Genomic DNA, 20,344 nt, shown 5'->3' on the forward strand with positions numbered 1-20,344 from the left:
TGGGGATTCATAGGTAACCTTTAATTTTGCTATTTATAATAATTATAAATAATGAAATTATATCAACGTATTTTTATCTTTCTCATTTTTACACTTTCCATTTCTCATATCAAGGCACAAGACACTGGTTTTGCAGTTCAGGGAGTTGTACAGAATAACATCAAACAAGGATTAGGCGGAGTATCCATCTCTGTAGAAAACACAAAAATTAAAACACAAACCGATCAAAACGGAAATTTCAGAATTAGTTATAATAAGGGAGAAGCAATATTGATCTTCAGCCTGGATGGCTATAAAAAGTTCAGAAAGAAAGTAAACTTCAATAGTGAAGTATCTCCGGTAAGTATTCTACTGGCAGAGGATCAGTCGGTTGTAAAAGAAGTCATAGTACACGGCAAAGGTAAAGTGAAAGCACTGCAGGACGGTGCTTTTACTGTGAATGCTATAGATGTAGCCAAGTTAGCCAATACCACCGCCGATCTTAATCAGGTTTTGAACAGAACCACTGGGATTAAAGTCCGTCAGCAGGGTGGTGTAGGTTCTGATTATAACTTTTCCATCAATGGAATGTCTGGTAAAGCGGTGAAATTCTTTATTGATGGTGTTCCCCTGGAAATGTTAGGGAAAGGAGTAGACCTGAGTACATTGCCTGTAAATATGGCCGATCGTGTAGAGATTTATAAAGGAGTAGTTCCTATTCATCTGAGTACTGATGCTATGGGAGGTGCTGTAAATATCATTACGCCTTCCAGCAGCAAAAATTATCTGGATGCAGGAATAAGTTTAGGATCTTTCAATACCCAGCGTATCAACTTGAACGGGCAGTTTAAAGATGATAAAACAGGGTTGATCTTACGTGTCAACAGTTTTTATAACCATTCGGATAACAACTATCTGATGAAGGATATGAAAATATGGAACGCAGCAAAAAACGAATATGAACTCAGAAATCTAAAACGTTTTAACGATCGGTATCAGTCTGTTTTTGGAATGGCTGAAATTGGGTTAGAAAACAAAAGCTGGGCAGATTCCTTCTTTGTTGGTGCATCTCAATCGGTTTTCGACAAGCAGATACAGACAGGCTCCAACCAGGACGTTGTTTATGGTGGAGTAAAGCAAAACGGGGAAGCTCAAAATTACTTTATGAAGTATAAAAAGACGAGCCTTTTCAATGACCATCTGGATGTGAATGTATATGCCGGTTTCTCTAAAAGTGTTCAGAAAGCAACCGATACCCTTATGCGTAAATATAGCTGGGATGGCACATATGTAGCTTCTGCTACCAGTGAAAAAGGAGGCAGAAGTATCATCATGCAGTACGAAGACCGTCTTTACTCACAAGTAGGGGCAACTTACAGAATCGTTGATCATCATAAGCTTATTTTCAATTATGTACTCGATTACCTTAAGAATACCACGTTCAATCAGCTTGAAGAGGAGAAAAAAGATGTGCCCCCTGCTAAAATGACCAAGCAGATTTTGTCTATGGCTTATCAACAGGAATTTTTCAATAAGCACTGGACTAATATTTTCTTTGGTAAATATTACAGTGTAGGACTTCAGAAAATGGTTTTTGATCCGGTAACGAGAACCGATAATCCGGTAAAGGATAATTTCAGCAATTGGGGCTACGGTTTTGCGACAACGGTCAAGATTACCCAAGGACTAGGAATAAAAGGATCATTCGAACGTTCTTATCGTTTGGTAGAACCGCAAGAAATTTTTGGAGATGGAGTAGCCGTAACCAGTAATATGAATCTTAAGCCTGAAACCAGTGATAACGTCAATGTAGGACTATACTTCAGCCACCATTGGGGGCAGCATGCTTTCCGTATCGAAGGAGCAGGATACATTCGTGATACAAAGGATTTTATTTATACTGTTCCTAATTTGTACAACAGTACCTTCAAATATGAAAATTTGTCCAATATTTTTACCCGTGGATTGGAAGGTGAATTAAGCTATCAATACAAAAGACTCCTGAATGTATTAATGAATGTGAGCTACAATAAAGCATATGACAATACAAAATTTGCCAACAACAGTAATGATGTCATTTCAGCAACTTACGAAAAAGATGTCCCGAATCAGCCTTGGTTATTTGGAAATTTGAATGTAAGTATTGGTAAAGATGACTGGTTTCAGAAAGAAAGCCGTGTAGAACTTTACTACGGTCTGCAGATGACTGAATGGTTCTACAAAAACTGGAAAACCTATGGAAATCCAAGGAATATTCCGATTATCCCAAGACAAACACTGCATAACATTGGTATCAGCTATTCTATGAAGAACGGAAGATATAATGTAGCATTCGATGTTACCAACCTTAGCGATGCACTGGCATATGACAATTTCAAACTTCAGAAGCAGGGACGTGCTTTCTATATAAAATTCAGATACCTATTTAAGTAAAAGATCATGACACAATATTTCAGAAACAGTATATTTTTACTACTTGCATGTCTAACCATCATTGGCTGTGAACGCGAACCAGATTACGGGGATTCCGGAAGCGGTGAAAAAGACTATAAATATTTTCTGCTTTCCGCGTTAGGAAGCTGGCCCAATACCGTTCATTATATGACGGCTACCAATGACCTTACAAAAGGTGCAATGGATATTACCAAAGAAGGTGACGAGATCAACTCCAAAGGAACCTACTCCTATATTGTAAAAAACGGTTTTATCTATAACTATAAAACTGATCAGGGAATCTTCAAAAAGTTTAAATATTCCCAGGACAAGCTCACTACAGTAAAAGAAGTTCCTTACACTTATATCAGTGATATTTCCAGTTATGTATGGGTAGATGATAATACTTTAGTTGTTGTAGGGGAAACTGGTGATGGTCAGCATGTCCGCTATAGTGTTTTCAATGCTTCAGATCTTAGCATTATCCGCCAGGGAGAGATTGAAGGATTTGAACCTTTCCCTAATGATTATAATTTCTATACTCTAGGTGCTATAACTTATATGGATGGATATATCTATATGCAGTATAGTTTCCGTAACGGAAAATGGATTACACCGGACTATTATAACTTTGCTGTAATAGATTATAATACCTTCAAAGTAAAAAATTCGGTAAAGGATATCCGAAGTTCCGGGACAGCTAACGGTTCTCCTTATTTTAAAACCTCTTTCAGAAAAGATAATGAAGCCTTTTATTACGCGTGTTATCTACGTGTGGGAGCCGGAACAAGTAAAATTCATCTTTTCAGGATTCTTAAGGGAGCTGCTTCGCCTGATGCAGGATTTGATATCAACCTTACAGATCTTGTGGGAGGTAATCCGCTGGAAACAATGATCGATTATATCGGTAATAATAAGATGGTTGTTCTGTACCGCGATCCGGCATTAGGAAATGCTTACAATGGACGTTATGCTATTGTAGATCTTCAGACCAAACAGTTAGTCCGTGTATTGGATGAACTACCGGGTGATGAACCTTATGAACAAGGTATGTTTGTTCAGGATAAAAAAATGTACATTGCTGTAAATGCCAGCAAAGGAGGAAACTATGTATGGATCTATGATCTGCAGACGGATAAAATAACTAAAGGAATGAAGCTTCCTGATAATATTTCCGGTTTTGCAAGGTTTGATAAATTTTATGATTAATTATAGCATAGTAATAGATCATTAGATTTGATAAAAAAGCAGTTCTCAAAATTATTGAGAACTGCTTTTTTTGGAGCCTTGTCAAGGTTATAAACCTTGACAAGGCTGTAAGTAAGACTAAAGTTTGTAATTGAAAGACAATGTTACCACCCGGCTGTCCAGGTTGTATTTTTGTCGGATAGTAGAACTGAAGTTATTTCCGGTAACACGGTAATTATTCGTTTTTAATAAATCTGTCACTGCCAATTTTAAAGTTGCTTTATCCTTCCATAATGTTTTTGAAACACCCAATGTCAGGTCAAAATAAGCATCACGGATATACAGACCAATGTTTGATTTTGAAAAATATTGGGCATTAGCCTCTGCTTTTAGCCCTTTCATAATACTGAAACTGTTTTGTGCATTCAGGGTAAATGACAGCTGTGAACTGTTTACCGAATAATTCTGATAATTCCCTTTATATTCATTGTTGAATATATTAAACATGGAAGTAAGCGACCAAAAGCTGAAAAGCTTTGTTGTAGCGGTGATATTAGCGCCATATACATAAGATTTGTTCAGGTTGTCCTGAGTCTTTACCAGAATTCCTGTGTCCGGCTGGTAGTTGTAGACTTCTGTCATGATATCATTAGTTACACTAAAATAGGCCGATGCTATAATGTATTTCCCCCATGTATACCCCAATTCTGTTGCATGGGTAAATTCAGGATTCAGGTTGGGGTTTCCCTGCCAGTAGTTGAATGGATCATCGTAGAAACGGAAAGGATTCAGATCGAAATGACTCGGCCTGTTGATTCTTTTGCTGTATGATGCATAAAATCCATGCTGATCATTCACCTGGTATTTTACGGAGGCACTTGGAAACAGATTGGTATAGTCTCTTTTTCGCTGTTCCCGGGATGTTTTCTGGTTGATGTCCGTATGGGTCATTTCAGTTCTTAATCCTAGCTGGAATGTCCATTTTGTTAGATTGAGCTTGTAATTGGCATACAATGCATGTATCTGCTCTTTGTATTCATATTCATTACTTGCTTTATCATCATTGATCCATTCTTCACCCTGCTGTACAAGATACTCCGAAGGGTTATTATTAGACTTTATGGTAGATTTCAACCCTGTTTCCAGGCTATGCTTCTCACTAAAAGGCAAGGTAAAGTCAGCCTTAGCATTGAAGACTTTCAGACGGGAGGCAATACTTCCTTTTCTATTGTTAAATTTCTCTGTTCCCTGATTCACTAATGCATCCGAAAGCTGATTCTGGCGGGAAGTGAAGCGGGATGTTTCATATTCCAGATCCAGATCTACCTTGTAGCCTTTATCATCGAAGAGATGTGTACCCTTTACATTATAGGTGTAATCATACCAGTTTTCTTTGCTCGCATTACCGGAAAGTACATGAACAAACAGATTGTCTACAGGTTGAAATATTTTGTTTTCGCCATTCGAGAAATCTTCATATCGGCCTATTTTCGCATCAAATAAAGCCCCTATCGTGGTTTTATCGCTCAATGCATAATCTGCACCAAATTTAAAATTATTAGAGGTTAAAGGCTCATTGGTTGTTGAGTTTTGATCTGTCGTCCGAATGATTTGCTGAGGTTGTTTTTCATCAAAGAAAATCTGATTAAAGTTTCGTCTTTCCTCCTCCCCACGGAAGGTATAGCTGTAATCTCCGTGCAGGGATAGTTTCTTGTGGGTATAGTTGAGGCTAAGTCCGGTATTAACTCTGTTTTTACGGCCTCTTCCGCCATTAAGGTAATAGTTACCGCTCATTCCTTCCAGTGAACTTTTTTTAAGGACAATGTTGATGATGCCTGCATTTCCGGCAGCATCATATTTGGAAGAAGGGTTGGCAATAATTTCAATATTTTTTACTAAAGTGGAGTTGGTAGAGCGAAGTAAGTTAGCCAATTCTTTGGTGGATAGAGAACTTAATTTCCCATTAATCATAACACTTACTCCTTTCTTTCCACGTAAAGAGAGTTCTCCGTCCTGTGAAACGACTACACCTGGTGTTTGGCCCAATACTTCCAATACAGTAGTTCCATCAGACAACACACTATTTTCTACATTAAAAATCATTTTGTCGGCTTTCTGCTGAAAGACCGCTTTGTTACCTTTTAGTACAACACTGCTAATCTCTGAAATTTTTTCTGTCTGCAAAGAATCGTTCAGATTTTCTGTTTGCCCGTAGGCATTCAAGCTCGCCATTAAAGGGAGCCACATATAATGCTTCTTCATGATAATAGATTTTAGGTTGTTGTTTTCTTTTTATTTCTACGTCCCCACCAAATCATAAACCCGGTTATGGGCAGCGAGGCGCAGAACAGACTCATGATAAATGCTAATATTTTTCCGGGCATCCCGAAGAAGGCTCCCACATGCAAATCGTAGGTAGCATCTGTAGCTCTTTCAGCCATAGGTTTTTCTTCGTGTGAACGGTTAAACAGAAGCTTCCCCGAATGTTCGTCAAAAATCATCATGGAAGACTCTGCATAAGTAAATTCCTTTTCCTTGATCCAGATGCTTAAATTTTCATGTTTGTGGTCTGCTTCAGCATGATCTTCCAGATCGACTCCAAAGGAATAAGCCTGCGGATAATGAATCTTTACCTGTTCTATAACACGGTCGATAGTTGTTGCCATTTCAACAGATTCCGGAGCCGTTGTTTTGTATTGGCTGAAATCTGGCGTAGCCGAGGAAAAACCATTAAGTAATACATATACCCACATTTGAGTAATGCGGAACGAATACATAATCCCGGTAATAGCTACAATAATGGCAAGAAAGGAAGCATAAAAACCAACGATATTGTGTACGTCGTAGTTCTTACGCCGCCAGCCCTTTACCTTTTCCCATTGGAACCATAGACGCTGTTTACGCATTTTTTTATTCTTCGGCCACCAAAGTATAATCCCGGTAATCAGCATAATTACGAAGATAATAGTAGATACTCCCACGATGGTACCCCCTACACTGTTACTTAGCAGCAGTGAGCGGTGCAGGGCCATACAGATAAAGAAAGGATTGTTTTTGACATCATATATGGCAAGTACCTTTCCGGTATATTGGTTGACATAAACATTTTTATAGACAATAATGCTGTTGAAGTGATTCCAGCCATCAGGATTACCTTTAACTAATCCAAATTGATAAGAACGGGAAGGATCTATAGGAATTGTGACTTCATCTGCTTTTACAATTTCATTTTTCAGTTGGGCATTCACCAGATCTTTTAACTTTCGTAAAGGAATAGGCTTTTTATGCTGAATGTCTTTTTCCCCGTGGAAGATGTCCTCCTTTCGTAGGATAGCGGTAATGTCTTCATTGAAAACGAAAAAAGCACCTGATAAAGAAACGATTAAAACAATAATACCGGAAAGCAGTCCAAGCCATAAATGAGCTTTTAGAATATATTTTTTGAAGGTCCCTTTAGATTTTTTCTTACCAGCTTGTTTCATTTTCTATTGTTATTTAGTCTTATTAAAAATAATGAACTGCAAATATAACTTTATTTGTAAGAATTCTACCCAAAGAGAACCTTTATTTCATCAGGAAAACCTGATTTTTATTAGGATTGATAAAGATTACAAAAGTTTCATTCTTAAGGGTAGAAAATAACTAAGAGTAAGTAAGGGAAAATATTTTTTCTGATTTAAAATGATGGAAGTGTTGTTAGGATGTAATAGATGAAGTGGATGATAATCGAACATCTTTTAAATGGTTTTGAATTTCATTACAGTAGTCAGTAAATAAATTTTGTGTGGATAATTTTGAAAAGTTCCACCATTCATTTTATATCTACGAAAATGATATAAAACATATTGATATACCGCATATATCCTGAATTGTTATTTTTTTCTCAGCGAATAGCAAATATATCCTCATGTTTTCGAAATAAGAAACGTAATAATTAGATAACTCTATTATGAAAATCGAAGGGAGCTACAAGATTACAGATTTCTTTGATCCTTAAAGCTCTCCAACTCTTTATTTACTTCTTCTAATAACTGCTTTTCAGTTGGTAAATATAGATCATATTGACTGGCTATAATTTGCTTTTGTCCCTCAGGAAGTGTAAACTTTACAACAGTATCATTCTTATGTGCACAAAGTAATATTCCAATGGTTGGGTTTTCATGAGAAAGTTTTTCTATGCGATCATAGTAATTTACATACATCTGCAACTGTCCAATGTCCTGATGTGTCAGCTTGCTTGTTTTAATTTCTATAATGACGAAGCATTGCAGTATACGATTGTAGAAAACCAAGTCTACAAAGAATTCATCTCCATCAAGATGTATTCTTTTCTGTCTTGCCACAAATGAAAAGCCATTACCTAACTCCAATAAAAATTCTTGTAAATGTGTGATAATAGCACTTTCCAAATCCTTCTCGTAGAATGATGTCTCACGTTTTAATCCGAGAAACTCCAAAAACATAGGGTCTTTAATAATTTCTTTTGCATCGGAAGGCTGTTTTTCTTTTTTGGCAACAGCCAAAACGCTTTCCTTATCATTGCTCAGCAAAAGCCGCTCATATAAGCTACTATAAACCTGTCTTTCCAATTGTCGGGAAGTCCAGTTGTTCTTTATTGTTTCAGCAATATAAAAGTCTCTTTTATCTTCATTATCAATACTTAGTAGTAACTTATACTGAGTCCAGCTTAATTGTGTCCGCAGTGCAGACACAATTGGAAATGTCCGATAAAACTGTCGGTACCAGTTTAGCTGTCTAACTGAAAAACCACTCCCAAATTCAGGCTGGAGTTGTTCCGAGAGATATTTGATAAGAAAGGAGCCATAGTCGGCTCGGTCTTTTCCACCTTGTTCTTCTTCCAAAATACGTTTGCCAATGTGCCAATACATCAGTGTTCTCTGATGATCAACAGCACGTGTCGCCCTATCTTTTGATTGAGAAATAATGGCTTTAATATCTGCTATAATTGATTGATCTAATAGCATCCCTTAATCTGGTATTTTGATTATACTATTTGTGAAGGTATAAAATTAGTAGAGGAGTAACAAGCGTAAATAAAAATGTTGCCATTTGGTGGAGAATACGGGATTCGAACCTGTGGCCTTTTGACTGCCAGTCAAACGCACTGCTTATTTTCCCATTTCATCATTACCCGGTATGAATATTAATTTTTTAAATTTACATTTAAATTTTAAAAAATAATGACCCCAGAGAAAAAGAAACTCATGACAGACAGCTTCGGCCGTTCGGAAACCTTGAAATTCTATAAAGCAGAATTATTGGAAGTAGAAACTGATTTTGTCTCGATTAAAATTCCCAAAATGGAAATGATGACCAGGAAAGCTGGGATGTTCAATGGGGCAATGATTGCTTCTTTGGTAGATGTTTCCGCAGGATATGCAGCGGTGAGCCATTATCCGGAAGACTGTTATGTGGTAACAGTTGAATTAAAAGTGAACTATCTTCGTCCAGCTATGGGAGATGCTTTGGTTTCAAAAGCTTATGTTATTAAAGGGGGCGCCAAGATTAGTGTTATCAGAGTAGAAATCTATGTTCAGAATGAAGACTCTGGCTCAGAGAGTCATGCAGCTACCTCACTAGTCACCATGATGAAGATAAAATAATCTTATTTTTTTACAGAATTAAGCAAAATCTTCCTTAGATAAAGGATTTAAAGAATTTTTTTTCACCGAAATGGAATGGCTTTTGCTCCTTACATCCCATAACTATTAAAAAATAACGAAATGAACTTAATTATCCGTTTGTTTGTCACAGCAATAGTGGCATACCTATTAACTAAAATTTTACCAGGGGTGCATTTTGAAGGTTTTTCAACAGCAATTATATTTGCTATTGTGCTTGGGATTTTAAACATATTTGTAAAGCCTATTCTTAGTCTGTTTGGACTTCCCCTTACCATTTTAACTTTAGGGTTCTTTGCATTGGTTATTAATGCAGGTATTATCCTGATTGCTGATTATTTCATCGACAGTATGGTGGTAGATGGCTTCTGGTGGGCCTTTATCTTCAGTATATTGCTTTCAATTGTAACTTCTCTTGCAAATTCAATGTTCTCAGATGGAGACTAAGAGATAAAAAATTAAAAATAAAAAAGTCCGCTGGTATTTTGCCAGTGGGCTTTTTTATTGGGGGATGAACAGAGATGTTTGAAAGTATTCGAGTGAAATACCCTTTATTTTGTTGAAAATATTCTCTGTTTTTCAATATTTTCCTTTATATCTCCAATTTTAATGTTAATTCTTTCGGTAATTTTTATTTTAAATATTAACTTTGGCAATCTTTGAATTTAATGAAAGGGTTTGATGAAATCAGTAGGGTTTTACAGATCTGCTAAAAATGAATGAACATATGAAATCGTCATGATCTGCAAATACAAATACCAATGAAGATGATACGATTGCAAATGACCTTTGAAAAATAAATAATAATCTTCATATGAAACTTAAGTACAGTCTGCTGGCTTTGGCAGCTCCGCTTTTAATGAATGCACAACAAGTAATGACGCCTGAAATTCTTTGGACTTTGAAAAAAGTAGGAGTGCAGGCAGTTTCTCCGGATCAGGCTTCTCTTATTTATAAAGTAGGACAGGTAGATCTGAAAACAGAAAAAACAAAAAATGAGAACTATTTTCTGAATGTTCTTAATCACCAGGCTTCTAAAATTGATTTCGGTAAAAAAGCTTTGATCCAATGGGATAAAAATGGGATCTATGCTCAGGAGGGAGATAAGATTTATCTTTCAAAAGATGCCGGAAAAACATGGTCAGAATTCTATACAATTGGAGAAGCAGACAATATCGTTATTTCTCCTGATGGAAAAAGAATTGCTTTCAGCAAGCAGGTGTTGGTAGAAAAGCTAATGGGGAAAGATAAATACAGTGATACTCCTAAAACTACTGCTCAGGTTTATACAGACCTAAACCACAGACACTGGGATTATTTCAACGAAGGGAAATACAACCATGTATTTGTAGTGAATACTTCGGATAAAGTAGAAGCCGCTAAAGATTTGTTGGAAGGAAAAACATGGGATTCTCCTCAAAGACCATTTGGAGGTGCTGAAGATTTTATTTGGAGCCCTGATTCTGCACAGCTTTTATATGTTACCAAACCAAAAAGCGGTAAAGAATACGCAACGAGTACCAATACCGATATCTTTGCTTATGATTTAGCGACTGGAACTACTAAAAACCTTACAGAATCAAACAAAGGATATGATGTCAATCCAAAATTCAGCCCGGATGGAAAATCTTTGATCTGGCAGAGTATGGCAAGAGATGGATATGAGGCTGATAAGAATGATGTAAAAATCATGGATTGGAATTCTGGAAAGACGACTAACCTTACAGCAGGTTGGGACGACAGTGTTTCCGGAGATGTTCTTTGGGGGGCAGATTCAAAAACAATCTATTTCACGGCAGCTTACAGAGGAACAAAACAACTTTTCTCTTTAGATTCAAAATCTTCAAAAGTACAGCAGATCACCAAAGGAAACTTTGACGTGAATGAAATTTTTACAGATAACAAGACTTCTGTATTAGTAGGAAGAACAGATGTAAACCATGCTACAGAATTATTCTCTGTAAACCTTAAAAATGGAGAAATGAAGCAGGTTACTGAAGCGAATAAAGATACTTATGCTAAGTTAGCACAAGGAAAATCCGAACTTAAAATGGTAAAAACTTCGGATGGCAAAGAAATGGGCGTATGGTTCCACTATCCACCGAATTTTGATCCTAATAAAAAATATCCAACATTGGTATATTGCCAGGGAGGACCACAATCTGCATTGACACAATACTTCAGCGTAAGATGGAACTTTGCCCTAATGACGGCCAACGATTATATTGTAGTGGCTCCAAACAGAAGAGGAATGCCAGGCTGGGGAACAAAATGGAATGAAGAAATTTCAAAAGACTGGGGTGGACAACCAATGAGAGACTACCTTGCAGCAACAGATTATGCAAAAACATTACCTTATGTAGATGGTGACAGAGTAGCCGCTGTAGGAGCAAGTTATGGTGGATACAGCGTATTTATGTTAGCTGGGATCCACGAAAACAGATTCAAAACTTTCATTGCTCATGATGGATTATTCGATATGAAATCATGGTATTTAACAACTGAAGAACTTTGGTTTGCCAACTGGGATATTGGTTCGCCATGGGAAAAACCACAGCCAAAAGCTTATACAGAATTTAACCCAAGTAACTTCGTAGAAAAATGGAACAAGCCAATTATGATCGTTCAGGGAGGAATTGATTTCCGTGTACCTTACGAACAGGGACAGGAAGCCTTCCAGGCAGCGAAATTAAGAGGATTAAAATCTAAATTGGTGTATTTCCCGAATGAAAATCACTGGGTACTTCATCCACAAAACGGATTGGTATGGCAGAGAGAATTCTTTGACTGGTTAAAAGAAACTTTGTAATACAGAATTATTTCTCAATAAAAAAAAACGGACTTGTTCCGTTTTTTTTATGCCTGATTGGTAAATGATTACAGTGATGAACTCATTATGAAACCCATAACAAATAAAAAATAATGTGCTTGTTTTTTCTTTATATTTGAAATGATTGTTCCGTTGGTGTTTAAAATCAATATACTGAATTTAAATCCAAAGAAATATGAAAAAAAGTATTGTAACCACAGTATTGATCTCTTTACTTATGATTTCCTGTCAAAGAGAAGAAGAAGTTTTTAGCAGTGATCCAGCTGGAAAGATCATTGAAGTTTCAGCAGATAAATCTGTTCTTTTCCCTTCCAAAGGCACTGCCAATCTCCAATATGGACAGCCTGGGCCTCATCAGGTAAGTACGAATGCTGTTGTAGGAGAGTGTAATCAGCTTGCTGGCCTTGTGATTCCTATCTTACAGACAATAGGGATATTGGATCAGAGTATTAAATGCAGTAACAATTTTCCGTATGGTTTTGAAAGTCCTATTTCTACTGCTGTTTATTATCCGTCAGATATTGCAAATATGAATAGGGTTCCTGTGGTCAATTTTGTAGGCGGTATTCTTTCCAGTCAGGGGAATTATGATCAGATGGTCAGATTATGGGCAAGTTATGGTTTTATTGTTGTGATCTCCTCTAATTTTATCAATAGCATGCCGGATATGCATATTTTGGGAGCGGCTAATGTTGCCAAATTAAACAAAGATCCACAATCTCCCCTTTTTGGAAAAGCAGATCTTTCAAAAATGATTATTGCCGGTCATTCTGCAGGAGGAGGAGCCACTCTTTTAACATCCAGTATTTCAGAAACAGCTATGAAACTGATTGATCCTGATCTGAAAATTGTAGCCGCTTTACCTATTGAACCGGGGCCTGTAGCTATAGGATCAACAGTGAAAGTGCCAACTTTTACGCTTACAGGAAGACTGGATTTTGTAGTTCCGGCAGATACGTGGCCGAATCTTTGGCAGAGTAATCTGATTAAAAATGTACCAGCCTGGTCGGCTACAGCCACTACAGCTACTCATTTCAGTCCTACCATGGATATTACAAAGAATGAATTTGCAGGTATTTCTGTAGCATGGCTAAAATATATGGGCTATAATGACGGCGAGGCCAAATCTTATTTTGTAGGACCACAGTATAAACTGAAAGATGATGTTCAATTTATAGGTCTTCTAACCCCACCGGTAAAACGAAATGCAAAAGCAGATCTCCTTCAATAAAGGGGTTAAAATATTTAATAGCCGGTTTTCCGGCTATTTTCATGATGAAAAATTCAATAGAAAGTGGGCTTTAATCCGCTTTATTCATAATGATTAGTTTCAACAGCTTTGCCAAAATGTATATATTTGAATATGCAAAACAGAATTTCTTCTTTCCCACCACTCATTGATGATCAGTCTGAAATTTTAATCCTGGGTTCTATTCCCGGAGTGAAATCTTTGGAAATGCAGCAATATTATGCTCATCCACAAAACAAATTCTGGAAAATTATCCTTGAATTGCTGAATGAAGAATTTACCGAAGATTATTCTAAAAGAACTGAAACCTTAAAGAAACATCACATTGCCCTTTGGGATGTCATTGATTCCTGTGAAAGAAAGGGAAGCCTGGATTCTGAGATTAGAAATGAAGAAGCCAATCAGATTGAAAAACTACTGGAAGAATATCCCAATGTAAAAGCCATTTTTTGTAATGGCGGAAAATCATATAAGAATTTGCAAAAACTTTTAGGGAAGAACTATAGGCTTCCTATTTTTCTAATACCCTCCACAAGCCCGCTCCATACCATTTCCTTTGAAAGAAAATTTGAAGAATGGAAGAGAATTTTGGAGTTTTTAAGGTGATAGCGTTTGATTGGGGTAGAGTATGAGAGTGGGATGAGTTTTAAATTCTGGATAATGGGTATGAGAGAAGATTTAAAATATAAATTTCTAGGGAATGACAAACAGAGCGTTTTAGTTATTCATACACTTTATCATTCCCTAGAAATCTTTTAGCATCAACAGAATCAAGAGCCTAAATACGCTCTTAATCCCTTCAATAATTCCAGTTGATTTTTTGTTCTGTCCAGATTATGTTCCGGATATTTCGTAGCATAATAAACGCTTCCATTCAGATAATCAGTTAAAAAACGAACTTCCTGAATATAAATAGCGACTTGTGCAGCATAATCAAGGTGAGCATACTCTTCTGGAGTCAGTTTTTCCTTTAGGTGGAAAAGAAATCCTTTTTTTACCATCTCATACATTTCAGGATTGAAATTGTTTTTAGCCTTTCCGTCATCTTCATAAGTTGTATTGGTGTAGGACTGAATCATTGTTCCGAAATCATATAAAATAGTAGAAATCATCATGGTGTCCAGATCGATGACGGCCAGCGGCTTATGGTTTTGATCAAAGAGAATATTGCTGATCTTTACATCGGCATGGATGATTCTTTTGGGAATCTGATTGCTTTTCTCCATGTCTATCCATTCATCAGGTAAGGAAATAAGCTGGTTGGTGACCTCTATTTCAGTCTTTGCGTTCTCCTTTAGATGAGGAACCGTATTTTCCAGGGCTTTTTTATAGTCTGCAATTCTTTTTTCGAAATTGAGGAAATTAGGAAGCGTGTCTTTAATAGCGGGTAGCTTTTCAGTATTTACGATACTAAGGAAATAGCTGAAGGCTTTAGCAGCCTCAAAAGCAGTTTGTAAAGAAGGAGCAGTAAGAAAGGTAATGCTGTTTTCTACAAAGCTTAACATTCGCCATGGTTCATCATTTACATCTTTTATCAGAAATTCATGGACGAGAGATGGGATAGGCTCTATAATTTGAAATTGATAATTATTTGACCGAAGAAGTTCATTAATCATTAAATGATTGTTGACGATAAATTCCGGCTGCTTAAAGACATGATGATTGATCTTTTGCAGAATAAACTTTTTTTGGTGATCCAGATCTTCCAAAAGATAAGTTGTATTGATCAGCCCATCATTGATAGGAGAAAGCTTATAATTATCGGTATTGATAAACTGAGAGACAATATCATTTATTTCCATAAATCTGCTGGGTATCTGTTCTTTTGAATTTCTGACATCAGAAAATCCTTAATATTCTTTTTATCATCAGCATAAGTTACCCCCATCCACTGGGAAGGGGAAGATTTTACCATGACTTTTACTTTCTTTTCATCTATCATTTTTTGGACTGCGTTGGGAACGTAGAATTCTTGTGTTGGCATTGGGTAAGACTCTATGAAATCATAGAAGTAGGCCTCCAAAGAACAAAAAATATGAGGATGAAAAATGAAAAAATTCATGGATATCAACGTATTGGGATCTAGTTTTATATGCTCACCGTTTTCCGTATAAATGATAAAACCATTAAGCTTTTGAATAGAGGTTTGTTCCTCTACCCGGATCAGATTGTTTTCAGAATCCAAAGTACAAATTCCTCTTGCTACCGTTCCATGACCACTCAATGTTGTATTCACAGGGTAAGCAATCATCTCTAATTGAGAATCGGAAATATGATGGTGGTTAATTTCATCAGCAGCGAGAAGGTAAGCTTCTTTTCCATAAAAATCATCAGCATTAATCATAATAAATGGTTCCTGTATCACATATTTGGCACATAACACAGCGTGGGCTGTTCCCCATGGTTTCTCACGCTCCGGATAATCAAAACCATGCAGGGGAATGCTGTTCATTTCCTGATATACCCAGTGCAGTTCAAAACCCTTTTTTTCAGAGATTGAATTCAGTCTTTCAATATAACTTTGAGGAATCAGTTTATTAACAATAATAACTACTTTAGAAAAGCCAGCTTCCAGAGCATCATAGATAGAATACTCCAGAATAGGAGAGCCATTATCGAGTATTCCATCCACTTGCTTAAGACCTTTGTACCGGCTGCCTAATCCACCAGCCAGAATGAGTAGTGTTTTCTTAGAATTCATCAGTCATTCCGAATACAGGTTTACGAGTTTTCCATTGACCATTGGTAAAATCAGGAATTTCAACAACCTGGCCCCCCTTGGCAATAGACTCTTCACTCAATGGAGTAATCGAATACCATAAGGCAAGATCATAAACATCCATCGGGAATTCTATATTTCTTTTAATACATTCAATAAAGGTATTCATCACAAAGAAGTCCATTCCGCCATGTCCTGCTCCTGCAGCTGTGCTTTCGAATCTCTTCCACATCGGGTGGTCATATTCTTTCATCCACTTTTCCGTATTGTCCCAACGGTGTGTGTGATTCATTGTTTTTTCAAAATAGATATGGCCCTGGTTGAAGTCTCCCCAACCGAAATCCTGCCATAATCCTTCCGTCCCCTGTACACGGAACCCAAGATCATAAGGTCTCTGTAAGCTGGTATCATGAGTTAATAGAATAGTTTCTCCATTTTCGCAGGCAATTTGTGTGGTTACAATATCTCCCTGATTGAATTTTACCTTGGCATTCGGGTGATTTTGTCCACCTTTAGCATGTTCCGTAATATATTTATGGAGTCCTACAGACTTGGAAGAGAATGAAGAAAGCCTTGTTAAACGGTTTCCACGATTGATATCCATCATCATGGCAATGGGACCTAATCCATGGGTAGGATAAAGTTCTCCATTACGTTTTACATAATGTTCAGTCCTCCATTTAGCCTCACTGAATCCCTTTTCACCAAATTCAGCTCCTGAATTGTAAGGCGTAACTCCGTCATTGAAAAGCACACCTCTTAAATCATGCTGATAGCCGCCTCTTCCGTGAACAAGTTCTCCAAACATTCCTTTACGAACCATATTCAGAATTGCCATAACATCTCTTCGGTAGCATACGTTTTCCATCATGAAAATAGGAACTTTCGTCTCCTCGTATACTTTCACAAACTCCCAGCAATCCTGAAGCTTTATAGCTCCGGAAACTTCCATACCTACAATTTTCTTAGCACGCATGGCTTCTATGCCTTGTGGAAGATGCCATTCCCATGGAGTAGCAATTACTACAGCATCTATCGTTTTCAGTTTTAAAAGGTTTCGGTAGTCATATTCACCATTGGAAAACTCCTGAGCTGCAGATTTATTGTTGTCTTTTAATATCTTTTGAGAAGCAGCAAGCATTCTTTTGTCAGGATCAGCAAATGCTACAATCTCTACATCACTGCGTTTAGCCAATAGCTTTACATGTTCCTGGCCACGAAGTCCTACCCCAATAAAGCCAACACGGACTTTCTTATCTGTTTTAAAATCATTTGAATAGGCAAATAAAGAATTGGGTAAAACCAATGCCCCAAAACTTGCCAAAGCTGCTGTTTTGATAAAATTTCTGCGGGAAGTGCTGTTGTCCATCTATTTTTTTCTTAAATATATTAAAACTTTTGCAAACTGTGATGGAATGGGGTTTGAGAGTAGGAGAGTTTGAGATTGTGAGAGTTTCGGGATGTGGATTTAAGAAGTTAAATGTTTAAAGCTTAGGGTTTGAATTGATCAACCTTTCCATGGCAATTGAGAATTCACTTGGGAAGAAAAATATACTATTCATACCTAATCTCACATTTCTCATCTATCATTTATCCGTCTATTATCTTCAAATCTCATTTCATTAAGATCAAATTTCACAAAATATCACTGCCCATAGTAAGCCTTAATTAATCTTTCCCTCATTTTATTCAGATATTGAATGTTTTTGGTGTTGGATAGAATGATAACACTAAGATTTTTATCAACCAGATGGACCCAATTGGCACTATGGCCATAACCTTCTCCCTGGCGTTCTGCAAATAGGGTATTGATCGTTCCGAATTTTTTAGGATATACCCAAAAACCCAATGCAGTATCCTCTAGTTTTTTGTCTGCTGTAAGCATTACCTCTAAAGTCTTTTTTGAGAACAATACAGCATTAAATATGGCCTGGTCAAAAATAAGAAGGTCTTTAGGAGTAGAATACATGGCTCCGGCAGAATAGAAATTATCAATATAAGTATTGGTAGGCATATGAAGAGCAAATGGATCGGATGGATCCGCGGAATATCCTTCATCTATGTTTTTGATGATATCATTATGGTGAAGAAATCCTGTATGCTGCATTTTGAGCGGAATCAATATCTGTTCTTTTAATACTTCCTCAAAAGATTTGTGGTAAATTTTTTCTATAATTTTTCCCAATAATATAAAATCTCCGTTATTATAACTGAATTTTGTTCCGGGAGTGTCAACCAGCTTTTCAGAAAGAAATGTAGTGATAAAATCATCAAGATTCCAGATCGTGTTATCATAGGCCTGATGGATAAGTTCAGGGGAGCTGATATCTTTGTTTTCTCTACCGCTGCTGTAGGTCAGCAAATTTCTTATGGTTGCTTTTTTCGCTGCTTCGCCTTTGTATTCTGGATAATAGGTAGAAATACTGGCATCTAAATCTATTTGGCCTTTTTCATAAAGCTGCATAATCAGTGCTGCTGTAAATGTTTTGGTCAGTGAGAAAATATGAAACCGGGTTTCATCTGAAAATGGGAGATTATAATGCCGGTTAGATAAACCTTTGTAAGTAAGTAATTCAGTTTTTCCATTCTTAGCCAGCAAAACGGAACCATTAAAATTATCTCTTTTCACACAAGAGTCAAGTACTTTTTCAACGTTCTGTATTTGTGGATAGGCGAAATGGATTACAAACAATAACAATCCTGAAAATCGTTTTTTCATAGTACGGTTTTTAATACAATAAATATTTATTTTACAATCCAAAGTTTACTGTCCTATCCAGGCTTTCCTTAAGGCGATTTGCTTTGAATCAGGATTGGGTAAAAGATTTATTTTTCCAGAAGTTTCGTCATAACTAAAACCCACTTTTGTCAGATATTCTTTCAAAGGAACAGGTTGAGCCCCTTCAATATAATCACTGAAAAATGTACGTATCTCTGGAAAAGTCAATTTTGTAATTTCATCAAACAAATCATCATCATTAAAGTATCTACCGGATCCATATTTTTTCATCAGTTCCAGCATCAGGTTCTGAGTGCCGGTTTTTCCTCCGGAAAGTTCTCTTAATCTTATATCCAGGCACATTCCCAGTAATGGACCTTTTTGGTAAAAGTTCATATACTGATCCTGCCTCTCCATCGCATTTTTGCTGATTTCTGTAAAAGATAATTTATTATCAAATTCCTGCATTTCTTTTATCTTTTCCTCCAGGCTTTTTTCGAAATCCTCCAGGCTTATCATTTTTTGTTTGATGGGCATATGAATGGTGGCGTACTCTGTCATCCCTTCATAAAGCCACAGATGTTGAGACATTGAAGGATTCAGAAAATCATAATGCTGAATTTCTTCTGAGTGAATATTAAGAGGGGTAACAATATGGAAAAACTCGTGGGAAGCTACTCTGTTTAAGGCATTGGGAAGGTAATTCATATTTCCGGAACGGTACAGGCAGACTGTTGATTGTGAATGTTCCAGGCCATCTCCCATGAATCCTTTTTCATTTGAATCTTCGTAATAAATTAAAAAAGCATATTTGTTTACCGGTAAAGTTCCGCCCAGATAAATTTGCTGGTTCTTCAGGATATTTTCAATTTCAAGAGCTATTTTTTTTGAATAATGTCGTTCTTTTTTATTGTAAAATGATACGAGAACTTCAGTATGTCCTATTTTTAGCCATGTTGTATCGGGAATACAATATAAAACCGGAGAGTCTACCAACTGGCGGTAATCTTTTGCCCAGACAACATCTGTATTTTGATCCTTTTGTCTGTAATCTAACGCAGAAGAAGCATAAAAGTCTTTATTTTTTGTCACTTTAATCTGATAAGGAATATCTTTCATCTCCTGAAAATATCCTACTAACGAATTATAGTTGATCACAAAAACACTGTCTTTATTAAACATACTGCCGGCAGATTTAGCCTCATGACTGTCTTTTTCTAAAGAATCCCATCCATCAGCTACCTGGTATGATATTGTGCTGACATGCTTAAGATCGTCTATCACCCAGCTGTTTTGATCCAAACGCTTAGTAGTAGTTTTTTTTCCGTTCTTATCTATGGCAACAAGATTTGAAACATACTGCCCAAAATTCATAGCCTGATAAAAGCCGGGAACTAGTTTGGGAATAATGAATTTTCCCTGTTTAAGATTGTTTTTGGGTGGAGTAAAAGAAACTTTAACATCGTCACCAGAGAGGTGAACAAGATCTATATTATATTGATAAGCTTTCTTTGAAACTTGGGCAACAATTGCATTAGGAAATATAAACAGTACAAAAACTAATTTGATCAGGCTATTCATCTGC

General features: G+C 36.7%; 15 protein-coding genes and 1 tRNA gene. 7 read left to right on the forward strand and 9 right to left on the reverse strand.

Annotated elements, in window-relative coordinates:
* Nucleotides 1-51 precede the first annotated feature (51 nt).
* Both AC3HD6_RS03075 and AC3HD6_RS03080 read left to right on the forward strand, forming a co-directional pair.
* Entirely contained in the window at nt 52-2,412 is a 2,361-nt protein-coding gene (locus AC3HD6_RS03075) for a TonB-dependent receptor (RefSeq protein WP_488895012.1), read from the forward strand.
* Between the two features lie 6 nt (nt 2,413-2,418).
* Nucleotides 2,419-3,621, forward strand: coding sequence for a DUF4374 domain-containing protein (locus tag AC3HD6_RS03080; protein ID WP_488895013.1), 1,203 nt, complete (start codon nt 2,419-2,421; stop codon nt 3,619-3,621).
* Between the two features lie 117 nt (nt 3,622-3,738).
* On the opposite strand, the gene AC3HD6_RS03085 is transcribed toward AC3HD6_RS03080, so the two are convergent.
* The 4 genes from AC3HD6_RS03085 to AC3HD6_RS03100 form a co-directional block, all read right to left on the reverse strand.
* A complete protein-coding gene (locus AC3HD6_RS03085) occupies nt 3,739-5,862 on the reverse strand; it encodes a TonB-dependent receptor domain-containing protein (RefSeq protein WP_488895014.1) in 2,124 nt (707 codons plus the stop codon).
* An 11-nt stretch (nt 5,863-5,873) separates the two neighbouring features.
* Nucleotides 5,874-7,082 carry a PepSY-associated TM helix domain-containing protein gene (locus tag AC3HD6_RS03090; RefSeq protein WP_488895015.1) on the reverse strand — a complete coding sequence of 403 codons (1,209 nt, stop codon included), beginning with the start codon at nt 7,080-7,082 and terminating at the stop codon, nt 5,874-5,876.
* 492 nt (nt 7,083-7,574) lie between these two features.
* Nucleotides 7,575-8,585: a PDDEXK nuclease domain-containing protein gene (locus tag AC3HD6_RS03095; protein ID WP_488895016.1), complete on the reverse strand. Its 1,011-nt coding sequence runs from the start codon at nt 8,583-8,585 to the stop codon at nt 7,575-7,577.
* Between the two features lie 86 nt (nt 8,586-8,671).
* A tRNA-Ala gene (locus tag AC3HD6_RS03100) sits at nt 8,672-8,738 on the reverse strand.
* A 63-nt stretch (nt 8,739-8,801) separates the two neighbouring features.
* Here AC3HD6_RS03100 and AC3HD6_RS03105 point away from each other — a divergent pair.
* The 5 genes from AC3HD6_RS03105 to AC3HD6_RS03125 all read left to right on the forward strand — a co-directional run bounded on the left by AC3HD6_RS03105 (nt 8,802) and on the right by AC3HD6_RS03125 (nt 13,927).
* Nucleotides 8,802-9,224, forward strand: coding sequence for a PaaI family thioesterase (locus AC3HD6_RS03105; protein ID WP_488895017.1), 423 nt, complete (start codon nt 8,802-8,804; stop codon nt 9,222-9,224).
* A gap of 120 nt (nt 9,225-9,344) precedes the next feature.
* Entirely contained in the window at nt 9,345-9,689 is a 345-nt protein-coding gene (locus AC3HD6_RS03110; protein WP_488895018.1) for a phage holin family protein, read from the forward strand.
* 367 nt (nt 9,690-10,056) lie between these two features.
* The gene (locus AC3HD6_RS03115) at nt 10,057-12,051 is read left to right on the forward strand and encodes a S9 family peptidase (protein ID WP_488895019.1); all 1,995 of its coding nucleotides are present in this window, start codon (nt 10,057-10,059) and stop codon (nt 12,049-12,051) included.
* Nucleotides 12,052-12,247: 196 nt separating this feature from the next.
* Nucleotides 12,248-13,303 carry a poly(ethylene terephthalate) hydrolase family protein gene (locus AC3HD6_RS03120; protein ID WP_488895020.1) on the forward strand — a complete coding sequence of 352 codons (1,056 nt, stop codon included), beginning with the start codon at nt 12,248-12,250 and terminating at the stop codon, nt 13,301-13,303.
* 132 nt (nt 13,304-13,435) lie between these two features.
* Nucleotides 13,436-13,927, forward strand: coding sequence for a DNA-deoxyinosine glycosylase (locus AC3HD6_RS03125; protein WP_488895021.1), 492 nt, complete (start codon nt 13,436-13,438; stop codon nt 13,925-13,927).
* A gap of 164 nt (nt 13,928-14,091) precedes the next feature.
* Here the strand turns inward: AC3HD6_RS03125 and AC3HD6_RS03130 are convergent, their stop codons facing one another.
* The 5 genes from AC3HD6_RS03130 to AC3HD6_RS03150 all read right to left on the reverse strand — a co-directional run bounded on the left by AC3HD6_RS03130 (nt 14,092) and on the right by AC3HD6_RS03150 (nt 20,340).
* Nucleotides 14,092-15,123: a phosphotransferase enzyme family protein gene (locus AC3HD6_RS03130; RefSeq protein ID WP_488895022.1), complete on the reverse strand. Its 1,032-nt coding sequence runs from the start codon at nt 15,121-15,123 to the stop codon at nt 14,092-14,094.
* Nucleotides 15,114-16,022: a sugar phosphate nucleotidyltransferase gene (locus AC3HD6_RS03135; RefSeq protein WP_488895023.1), complete on the reverse strand. Its 909-nt coding sequence runs from the start codon at nt 16,020-16,022 to the stop codon at nt 15,114-15,116. Before AC3HD6_RS03135 ends, AC3HD6_RS03130 begins: the two co-directional genes overlap by 10 nt.
* Entirely contained in the window at nt 16,012-17,409 is a 1,398-nt protein-coding gene (locus AC3HD6_RS03140) for a Gfo/Idh/MocA family protein (protein ID WP_488895024.1), read from the reverse strand. Before AC3HD6_RS03140 ends, AC3HD6_RS03135 begins: the two co-directional genes overlap by 11 nt.
* 276 nt (nt 17,410-17,685) lie before the next feature.
* Nucleotides 17,686-18,759, reverse strand: coding sequence for a serine hydrolase domain-containing protein (locus tag AC3HD6_RS03145; RefSeq protein WP_488895025.1), 1,074 nt, complete (start codon nt 18,757-18,759; stop codon nt 17,686-17,688).
* A gap of 45 nt (nt 18,760-18,804) precedes the next feature.
* Nucleotides 18,805-20,340: a M61 family metallopeptidase gene (locus AC3HD6_RS03150; protein WP_488895026.1), complete on the reverse strand. Its 1,536-nt coding sequence runs from the start codon at nt 20,338-20,340 to the stop codon at nt 18,805-18,807.
* Nucleotides 20,341-20,344 lie beyond the last annotated feature (4 nt).

It is taken from the genome of Chryseobacterium sp. II3a (assembly GCF_057815135.1).

Bases quoted from the DNA above. Each gene is read 5' to 3' on its own strand.
- AC3HD6_RS03075 (WP_488895012.1), top strand. From the start codon at position 52: ATGAAATTATATCAACGTATTTTTATCTTTCTCATTTTTACACTTTCC.
- AC3HD6_RS03080 (WP_488895013.1), top strand. From the start codon at position 2,419: ATGACACAATATTTCAGAAACAGTATATTTTTACTACTTGCATGTCTA.
- AC3HD6_RS03085 (WP_488895014.1), bottom strand. From the start codon at position 5,862: ATGAAGAAGCATTATATGTGGCTCCCTTTAATGGCGAGCTTGAATGCC.
- AC3HD6_RS03090 (WP_488895015.1), bottom strand. From the start codon at position 7,082: ATGAAACAAGCTGGTAAGAAAAAATCTAAAGGGACCTTCAAAAAATAT.
- AC3HD6_RS03095 (WP_488895016.1), bottom strand. From the start codon at position 8,585: ATGCTATTAGATCAATCAATTATAGCAGATATTAAAGCCATTATTTCT.
- AC3HD6_RS03105 (WP_488895017.1), top strand. From the start codon at position 8,802: ATGACCCCAGAGAAAAAGAAACTCATGACAGACAGCTTCGGCCGTTCG.
- AC3HD6_RS03110 (WP_488895018.1), top strand. From the start codon at position 9,345: ATGAACTTAATTATCCGTTTGTTTGTCACAGCAATAGTGGCATACCTA.
- AC3HD6_RS03115 (WP_488895019.1), top strand. From the start codon at position 10,057: ATGAAACTTAAGTACAGTCTGCTGGCTTTGGCAGCTCCGCTTTTAATG.
- AC3HD6_RS03120 (WP_488895020.1), top strand. From the start codon at position 12,248: ATGAAAAAAAGTATTGTAACCACAGTATTGATCTCTTTACTTATGATT.
- AC3HD6_RS03125 (WP_488895021.1), top strand. From the start codon at position 13,436: ATGCAAAACAGAATTTCTTCTTTCCCACCACTCATTGATGATCAGTCT.
- AC3HD6_RS03130 (WP_488895022.1), bottom strand. From the start codon at position 15,123: ATGGAAATAAATGATATTGTCTCTCAGTTTATCAATACCGATAATTAT.
- AC3HD6_RS03135 (WP_488895023.1), bottom strand. From the start codon at position 16,022: ATGAATTCTAAGAAAACACTACTCATTCTGGCTGGTGGATTAGGCAGC.
- AC3HD6_RS03140 (WP_488895024.1), bottom strand. From the start codon at position 17,409: ATGGACAACAGCACTTCCCGCAGAAATTTTATCAAAACAGCAGCTTTG.
- AC3HD6_RS03145 (WP_488895025.1), bottom strand. From the start codon at position 18,759: ATGAAAAAACGATTTTCAGGATTGTTATTGTTTGTAATCCATTTCGCC.
- AC3HD6_RS03150 (WP_488895026.1), bottom strand. From the start codon at position 20,340: ATGAATAGCCTGATCAAATTAGTTTTTGTACTGTTTATATTTCCTAAT.